General features: G+C 36.5%; 7 protein-coding genes. 3 read left to right on the forward strand and 4 right to left on the reverse strand.

What is annotated here, in order from left to right; genetic code table 11:
• Nucleotides 1–92 precede the first annotated feature (92 nt).
• Nucleotides 93–1,139: a hydrogenase expression/formation protein HypE gene (gene hypE / locus PL9631_RS12785; protein ID WP_083620821.1), complete on the reverse strand. Its 1,047-nt coding sequence runs from the start codon at nt 1,137–1,139 to the stop codon at nt 93–95.
• A 163-nt stretch (nt 1,140–1,302) separates the two neighbouring features.
• On the opposite strand from hypE, the gene PL9631_RS12790 reads away from it, so the two are divergent.
• On the forward strand, nt 1,303–1,908 hold the full coding sequence (locus tag PL9631_RS12790) for a hypothetical protein (RefSeq protein ID WP_083620823.1): 606 nt from the start codon (nt 1,303–1,305) through the stop codon (nt 1,906–1,908).
• Nucleotides 1,909–2,059: 151 nt separating this feature from the next.
• Nucleotides 2,060–3,859 (forward strand): DnaJ domain-containing protein, encoded by a 1,800-nt coding sequence (locus PL9631_RS12795; RefSeq protein ID WP_083620825.1) that lies wholly within the window; start codon nt 2,060–2,062, stop codon nt 3,857–3,859.
• 105 nt (nt 3,860–3,964) lie between these two features.
• Here PL9631_RS12795 and PL9631_RS12800 read toward each other — a convergent pair whose 3' ends face one another.
• Nucleotides 3,965–4,327 (reverse strand): hypothetical protein, encoded by a 363-nt coding sequence (locus tag PL9631_RS12800; protein ID WP_083620827.1) that lies wholly within the window; start codon nt 4,325–4,327, stop codon nt 3,965–3,967.
• Between the two features lie 149 nt (nt 4,328–4,476).
• Complete coding sequence (locus tag PL9631_RS12805; protein ID WP_083620829.1) at nt 4,477–6,000, reverse strand: HEAT repeat domain-containing protein; 1,524 nt, start codon at nt 5,998–6,000, stop codon at nt 4,477–4,479.
• A gap of 400 nt (nt 6,001–6,400) precedes the next feature.
• Here PL9631_RS12805 and PL9631_RS12810 point away from each other — a divergent pair, with 400 nt between their 5' ends.
• Nucleotides 6,401–7,414 (forward strand): IS701 family transposase, encoded by a 1,014-nt coding sequence (locus PL9631_RS12810; RefSeq protein WP_083617277.1) that lies wholly within the window; start codon nt 6,401–6,403, stop codon nt 7,412–7,414.
• Between the two features lie 427 nt (nt 7,415–7,841).
• Here the strand turns inward: PL9631_RS12810 and PL9631_RS12815 are convergent, their stop codons facing one another.
• Nucleotides 7,842–8,933, reverse strand: a complete 1,092-nt coding sequence (locus PL9631_RS12815) for an ISAs1 family transposase (RefSeq protein ID WP_083616174.1) — start codon at nt 8,931–8,933, stop codon at nt 7,842–7,844.
• Nucleotides 8,934–9,032 lie beyond the last annotated feature (99 nt).

Genomic DNA, 9,032 nt, shown 5'->3' on the forward strand with positions numbered 1-9,032 from the left:
TTATGAGTTGACACTCTTAGTCTGAAAGTGAAAGTTGGGCATTATAGCATAGATTTTTTTTGCAAGAGGTCTATTTATTTTACCGAGTTTTCCTAACAAATTCGGGGTAATTGTTCTCCACTTAACATATCAATAATTCGTTTGGCTCCAATTCGACTTTGCAAAGTTACTAAAGGATTGGATGTGGTTTTCACGAAACCAATTAAACTCGCTTCTGGTATTTTTGTTTGTAAAATTGATAAGGTTTTTTCCCTATCTTTTTCTGGAACAAATACAGCAAACCGCCCTTCATTCGCCACATAAAGAGGGTCAAATCCTAAGATTTCACAGGCTCCTTTAACTTCTTCTAACACGGGAATTGCTGTTTCTTGAATTTCAATTTCTACCCGAGCAGCACTGGCAATTTCATTTAAGGTACTCGCTAAACCGCCCCGGGTTAAATCCCGTAAACAATGGATTTCTATTCCTGCTTCTAATAATTCTAAAACCACATCTGCTATGGGTGCAGAATCACTTTCTATGGTGGTTTCAAATTCTAATCCCTCTCGCACCGCCATAATTGCAATCCCATGGCGTCCTAAATCTCCATTAATAATAACTGCATCTCCCGGTTGAACAGATAGGGGATTAATAGTTAACTGATGTTCAATAATTCCGATGCCCGAAGTATTAATAAAAATACCATCTCCTTTGCCTTTATCAACAACTTTAGTATCTCCCGTAACAATTTTTACCTGGGCTTTATCGGCGGCTATTTTCATGGATTGAATAATTTCCCATAACGTTTGAATGGGTAAACCTTCTTCTAAAATAAAACCCACACTTAAATATAAAGGGCGAGCGCCCGCCATTGCTAAATCATTAACTGTTCCATGAACAGCCATTGAACCAATATCTCCCCCTGGAAAAAATAGGGGATTCACCACATAGGAATCCGTTGTAAACGCTATTTTATTTCCGTTTAATTGTAAGGTAGCTGCATCATGTTCCACTTGATTCGGATGACCAAAAGTGGGTAAAAACATCTGGTCAATTAATTGACGCATGAGTTTACCCCCACCGCCATGAGCGAGTAAAATATGAGGGTATTGTTGAATTGGAATGGGACAAGTTAAACTAAAATCTGGATTAGAGGTCATAGAGAGGTTATTGATATAATTCTTATCAATTCTATAATAAAATTTACGGAACTTCAAAAAATAATAAAAAGTTATTATTATTTTTCTCAAAACTTACATCCTCCGAGTCAATTGACGCTAATCTTTTACAATTAACGATAATTATTAGGAGTTATCAACGGCTATGGCCACAATTAATATCACCAATACTTCGATTCAATATACGGGAGAAGCATTCCAGGGAAATGTCACCTTCGATCTAAACATTACGGACACAGAAGTCAAGTTAGATGTGGCCTTTAAGGTCAATCTGGCGGCTCAACTTAATTTTGAATCGATTGATTACAACGGTAATGAATTGCTTGATTGGTGTAAAAAACAACTTAATCCCCTTGAGGAGTATGAGCGAGCAAACGTTTTTTATCGGATTTTTCAACATGAATCAGAATCATACCCTGGTTATGATGATGCGTATACGGACGATCAATTCCTTGCAATGGTAGGCACACAGCGATTCTGCAATGAATTGGTCAGACTTTCAGAGGATAAAAAAGCCGAGCTTTTTGGTCTTGCGGTCATTTATCCTTCCGGTCAAAATACCTTAACCCATACGATTGAGTTTTCTATACCCAAAAATTCCCTTTTCAATTGGGAGCTAGAACAACTGAACCAGGAGCTACGGGAAGAATTCTTGGCGATTGCAGGTCATAAACTGGATTTATGGTTATCTGCCGAATTGGATATGGGTAGTGGTCACACCGAAGGTCAGTTTCAATACAATGTAGGCTAAAGATAATTGCTGCACTTGCAGATTAGGTTAATCGGAGAAACAAGCAAGTTTTGTGATTAACCTAATTAGATTGATATCGCCGATCTTGTTGGGTGTATTAATAAAATATAACGAGCCTTTTTGCTTTTCTACGTCTAGTTCAGAAAAATTCATGAAAAGCTATTATAATTTCTCTGAAAACTTAACTACTGGTACAACATTTGTTACCGTCGGTGCAGCGAGTGGGGCAGGAATTTATAGCACAATTGGTGGTGTGGGACTGGTGGGAAGTTTTGGGGGAATTGGGTTAGGAATGATGCCCTTAATGGGGGTGGGTGCGATAGCGGGTGCTGCAACTTATGGAGCATTTAGAGGCATTAATCAAGGGGATTCTATTGCTTGGGGTGCAGTGGGATTAGGGGCAATTTCCGGGGTAGGAATTTCTTCAGTTGTGGGAGGAATGGGGCTAGGGTTTGCGGGGACAGGCGTAGGAATTGGCATGGGAACATTAGGGGTTTTTGGCGGCATTGTTGGGTTAGGATTATATGGGATTGCTCAATTAATTGATGCTACCGGAAGCGGAGAAACAGCATTTCAAGCCTTTGACCGGATGGAAGAACGGATTTTAGACCAGGAATTTTATACCGCCGCGTTATTAGAAGTTTTGGAACTTATTCCTGAATTTCAAGAAGAAAAATTAAACCAAAAATTCAATGATTTAGAATTAGACGAGGAATTAAAAAATCTTAAACAAAATATTCAAGATCCCCAGAAATCATCCACTCAAAAAAATACCGAAAAACCTAATATTGAAAATCATAATCTTTTTATTTGTCCCCATTCACCGGATTTAATGTGGACAGAAACACAGCGTTTAGCCGGGCATCAAGATTCAATTCATGCTGTGGCTTTTAGCCGTGATAGTCAAACTTTGATCAGTGCCAGCGATGATCGCAATATTCACATTTGGGATGTTAATACAGTTAAGAAAAAATATACTTGGTTTATGCCGTATGAGATGTATTCCGTTGCCATTAGTCCGAATTCAGAAATCGTTGCCACGGGGAGTGTTAATGGTCGAATTACCCTCTGGAATTTTCAGACTCGACAACTGAATCGAACTTTATTGGATCAGAATTTTCCTGAAAAAAATATGGGAATTATTACGTCCCTTGTATTTAGTCCCGATCATCAAATTTTAATCAGTGGAAGTAGCGATAAAACCGTTAGACTTTGGTATTTTAAAACCGGACAATCTAAACGAATTTTGAACGGACATACTGATGGAGTTTGGTCTGTAGCTATATGTTCTAAGAGTCAATTTGTAGCTAGTGGTAGTGCTGATAAAACTATTAGAATTTGGAATATCCAAACCCATGAAAATCCTATGCTTTTAACCGGACATTCTAACTGGGTGACTTCTGTTTTATTCAGTCCTGATGATCAAACTTTAATCAGTGCAAGTGCAGACAATACGATTAAAGTCTGGGATCTTAAAACCTATCAATTAATTCGGACATTAACCGGACATTCTGCCGCTATTTTTGACCTAGCTTTGAGTCCCAATGGCAAAATTTTGGCGAGTGGAAGTGTGGATCAAACGGTTAAATTATGGAATTGGAAAACAGGAGAATTATTGCAAACGCTCTCTGGTTGTTCTCCCGTTGGCTTTAGTCCCGATGGTCAAAGATTAGTTAGTGGAAGCAAAAAGGGTATTTTACAACTCTGGTATCAACAATTGAGTCTACCAGAATTAATCGCATCTGAATGTTATCAAAATTGGTGGCAAGTATTAGGGGTAAATCCCAAGGCAACACCAAATCAAGTCAAACAAGCCTATTATCAATTAGCCAAACAATATCATCCTGATTATAACGTTAAATCAGAAGCGATCGCTGTTATGCAAAGAATTAACCATGCCTATGAGACTTTTTTAAATGAATGGAGTCAAAGGGTGCGATCGCATTCCTAAAAAAAGATTGCCAAAATACTAGAACTAGCAGGGAAAACACCTAGCAAAGCTCAAACTTAAGCCCAAACTATGTTAGGACTAGAAACCTCCTTAGCTAATCATAATTTACAATGATCCTTCATCGGCAGTAGAAAAGATATAGTTATAAAATTCTGTTCCTGTAACGACATTGATCACAACAACTCGACTTGTATCTTTATCGTACATCACACGAACTCGTTTATCTTCAGCCATAAATTTATTGCCCGAAGTCCGCTTTAACATTCCCGCGAAGAAAAACTCTCCATCCTGAATTTGAACAGCAATTTCGTTAGTATTTCTTTGGGGAGTCATATAAGTCTTCTCAGGTGTAGAAGACTGAGCAATCTGCATGGGGGTATTCTCTAAATAATTAGCTTTAACAGGTAAAGAAATACCTACTGTACCAACAAGACAGGCGATCGCTAATAAAGAAGTTTGAAATTTCATAGTTGTTTCCAAAAATTAAGTTGAATGTTAACAAAAATCAAAACTTTATGTCTTATTCCCCATCGCCAGGGAAAGGATAAAGTTATCACCAAACAAAAAATGTAGGGGTTAGACGCGGATATCAAACCCCTACAATAAAATACCACAACCTATTTAGGATTGCTAGATATATTAGGTTTTCTCAACATTAGAGATTTTGGTTGATATTTAGGACGGACGCGATAAACTTTGAATTTGTTTAATGCTAAACTAGCGGCTTGTACGACGTTACTTTGAGGATCTCGTAAGGCTTTTTGTAAAATGGGAATAACTTGATAAGAGGGTATCTTTCCTAATGCAGTAATCGTTTCTTGACGAACACTCGGATCAAGATCTTGACTTAATCTGGTTAAAATAGGAATGGTTTGTTGTACTTCCCGACTCAATCGACCGGAAGCAGTGAGTTTTCCTAATGTTGAAGCAATAGCATAACGAACTTGAGGGTTAGGATGTTGTAAATATCCCGTTAATGTATTAATAGATGCAAAGTTTCCTGATGTTCCAATTTCTGAAATTTGCCCAATTAATTCTTCTTCTGATCCGGTTTTTGTTGATGGTAATATTATTGGTTCTGTTTGAATCGTTGTCGTGGGTACTGCTACAACTTCCTGAAGATTAGCAGATTCAAAAACCGGAGTTTCTGTTTCTACAATTTCCCCAACGTTAGCGGATTCAAAAACCGGGGTTTCTGTTTCTACAATTTCCTCAACGGTAGCAGATTCAAAAACTGGGGTTTCTGTTTCTATAATTTCCTCAACGGTAGAAGACTCAAAAACTGGGGTTTCTGTTTCTATAATTTCCTCAACGGTAGAAGACTCAAAAACCGGGGTTTCTGTTTCTATAATTTCCTCAACGGTAGAAGACTCAAAAACCGGGGTTTCTGTTTCTATAATTTCCTCAACGGTAGAAGACTCAAAAACCGGGGTTTCTGTTTCTACAATTTCCTCAACGGTAGAAGACTCAAAAACCGGGGTTTCTGTTTCTACAATTTCCCCAACGTTAGTAGATTCAAAAACCGGGGTTTCTGTTTCTAAAACTTCATCTTCAACAAAAGATATTGCTTCCGAGGTTTCAGGTAAATCCAGGGTTAATTCTCTTTCTGGAGTGACTAATTCTGGCGAAATTTCCGATTCAAATTCTTGACCAGTAGACAATTGACTCAGTTGCTGAACCTGTGCTTGAGTAGCTTCCAATTCAGCATTAACTTCTTCGAGCATAGTTTGATACTGAATCAAAAAGTCGTTAAGTTGTGTAACTTGAGCGTCACTTTCTTGCAGTTGTTGTGCCAGTTGTGCAACCTGAGTTTCAGAATCAAAAAGAGATTGATTCAGTTGTTCAACTTGAGCATCTTTCTCCTGTAACTGCAAATCCATCTGTTCAAGTTGAGCTTGATATTGGGTTTCTGAGGTTTGTCTCGCTTGCTGAAGTTGATTTTGATGCTTCTGTTCGGCTTCTTGAACCGCTTGTTGAACCCGAATCAGATATGATCTGTCTTGTTCTTCCTGTCTTTGACGATTTTGTTCCTCTATAATATTTTTTTGCTTGGAGATTTGTTGGTCAAACCACCAGTAGGCCAGTCCCACGCCCACTACGACCCCAATAATTAACATAACCGCTAAATTTCCGAAAACCATAAAATAACTCCTGTTTTTATCTAAACCTAACGTAGTTCTCTCAAGATATCTATTACAAACGTTAACTCAATGGAATAAGTCCTAAAATATGGATTTAGGATGTTATAAACTATAGGTTGCTTATTTTAAATCGTCAATTAAATCCTATCCGTGGGAAGGAATAAATTTTTGCGATAGTCCAGTATTAGCCAAAATTTAACTAGATAGAAATTAAAAAGCTGCTTATCGGACTTGAACCGACGTTATAAGCTGTAACCCTGATTATACCGTAAAACTGACAGGACTTACGCAGTGACGCTATATGTAGCGTACTAAGGAGTTAGCGATCACTAACCCAAAAGAAATCTGGAAACGGAGAATAAGGAATGTTAAAATAGCATCAGAATCTATGCCCAAAAATATGAGCATCAATTATCTATACTATTGCCAATATCTCCTGAGTAGCCAAATCAATTATACTCTAACCAACTTCGCTGAACATATTCAAGAGTTTAGCCATGATACAATTAATCGTTACTTGAATTCAGAAAACTTAACACCCGAAGTGATTTGGGAAAAAGTGCATTCAGAACTTCAGAGCCATCCCGAAGCTTGTTTAGTTTTTGATGATACGGTACTCGACAAAAGATTTTCCTCGAAAATTGAACTTGTCCGCCGTCAATATAGCGGCAATGAACATCGAGTGATTCGAGGAATTGGTTTAATAAGCTGTATTTATGTAAATCCTGAAACCGGATCCTATTCAGTGATTGATTATCGAATTTACGATCCAGATGGGGATGGTCACACCAAGCTAGATCATGTAGCAGATATGCTGAATGATGTCGTCTTTAAAAAAAAGATTCCTGTAGCGAAAGTGCTTATGGATAGTTGGTACGCAGCCCAAAAGCTAATGGCTTTGATTGATAATTTAGGGAAAATTTATTATGTTCCGCTCAAAAAAAACCGGCTGGTTGATGATACAGGAGGTCAAAAAAAATATCAGCCTATTGAACAGTTAATTTGGTCTGAAATTGAAGAAAAACAGGGAAAGCTAATCAAAATAAATAAATTCCCTAGAGATAAAAAAGTTAAACTATTTCGGGTAACTGTTTCTGCCAACAGAACGGAATATGTAGCTACAAATGATTTAAATCAGTCTTCAATAGATGAAGTCATCTCTCAATGTAAACTGCGATGGAAAATTGAGGAATTTCACCGAGAAATTAAACAATTAACGGGGATAGAATCTTGCCAATGCCGTAAAGCGAGTATTCAAAAAAACCACATTGCTTGCGCTTTATTAGTTTGGGTTTTTCTGACTCGTATGGCTAAGAAAGTTTCTCAAACTGTCTATCAGTTAAAAGCTAGTTTGTTAGCAGATTACCTGAGCCAAGAGCTTAAACATCCCTCTCTCAAGCTTTCTTTTATTTAGTTTACTTATCAATTCAAACACAGATTAATTCTCTTTTTATAAGCGCGCTCGCGTAGCGTGCCGGACGCATATCGCCCTTCTGTCTGAATCAAGCGATCGCCTGATCCTGAATGCGCTATATATAGCGTCCTTGCGTAAGTCCTGTCTAACACTTTTTTGATATCTGTTTTAATCGCGCCCCCTTTGTTAGCCAGGGGGTTTTCATTTTCCCAAATGCGATCGCTATCTTCAAAAAAAATTATCAATTTTTCCGATCAAATTCTCTCTAATTTTCATCAGATAAGTGGGAAATATTAAGAATGAACAATTTTCATATTTATTAACAGCAAAAGATAGCCATTGTCTTGATTAATAAGACTTTATGACTATTTATTATTAAATATTTTGAATGTTTTTTTAGAAAAATAGTTTTAAAAACTTAATTAATTCAGGCGATCGCTAAAATCTTTTCCCAATTATTTCCCAACCATGACTGTCCCTCTTTTATTGAGCTAAAACCCAAACTTCTGTATATATTCAAAATTAATGTTACTAATAACGAGAATTTTCCGGCTACGTCTATGCCTTTTATTCTTGATTTATCTTCATTAAAATTCACATCTTTGACCCAATGTACTTGATTTTCAATTAACCAATGTGCTTTAATTTTTTCTGCAAATGTTTTCGCACTTAATTTCTGACTACTAATATAATATAAAGTCTCATTATATTCTTGATCACCCCGAAAACCCGTTCTTTCTACCTGAATAAAACTTTGAAGATGAGGATAATTTTTATGGTTGACATTTTGGCTATCAAATACTGATACTTTTCTGCTAATATTTCGCCCATGACTGACATCTTTTTCTTCATATACCGTTAAAGGTTTTTCGATTTCTGCTAAAATCTTGATCCGATTGTGCAATTTAATTTGATTCCCTTTTACCGTAATTAAATAATTATTTTTGCTCTCAATTATTGCCTGAGTTGTTTCCTTACTACAATGGAGAGCATCGAGGGTAAATACTTTATTTAATAACCCGCATTTTTCTATCATAGACAGAACTTTAGCGTTTTCAGAACTTTGTTTACTTTCAAAACTTTCCGATTTAATTACTAACTTTGTTTCTTGACTAAACCAAGATACCATAATTAACATATTTTGTTTCTGATTTTCATAGTTAGTCAGGGTGTTTTTTAAAGATTTTCCATCGATCGCAATCCAATCAACGCCTTCTTGTTGCCAATAATATTCCTGGACTATTGACTGAAAAACCAACTGAATTTCTATTGAATTTATTCCGAGCATTACTCGTCTTATGGTACTATAAGACGGCAATTTTTTAGTGTTAGTTTCTAATAATTTAATTAGCTTATTTTCTTCATTTTTTCTAAAATTATCTATTTGCTTATAAGTAACATTGCCAGTTAGCAGTGCTAAAACAATGATAGTCAACACTACCCATAATTCATGTCTTTTACCACGATTTTTCCGAAAATCCTTGACTAACTTCAGTTGTTCGATTATACTGTTTAACATAGTTTTTTAAAATCAAATAAAAGTGATCTTTCTTTGATTTTACCAAAAAAAGATCACTTTTATTTTCTTTTTTACCCCCGACAATGAAAACACCCTGCT

The sequence above is a fragment of the Planktothrix paucivesiculata PCC 9631 genome (assembly GCF_900009265.2).
Classification (GTDB): Bacteria; Cyanobacteriota; Cyanobacteriia; order Cyanobacteriales; family Microcoleaceae; genus Planktothrix; species Planktothrix paucivesiculata.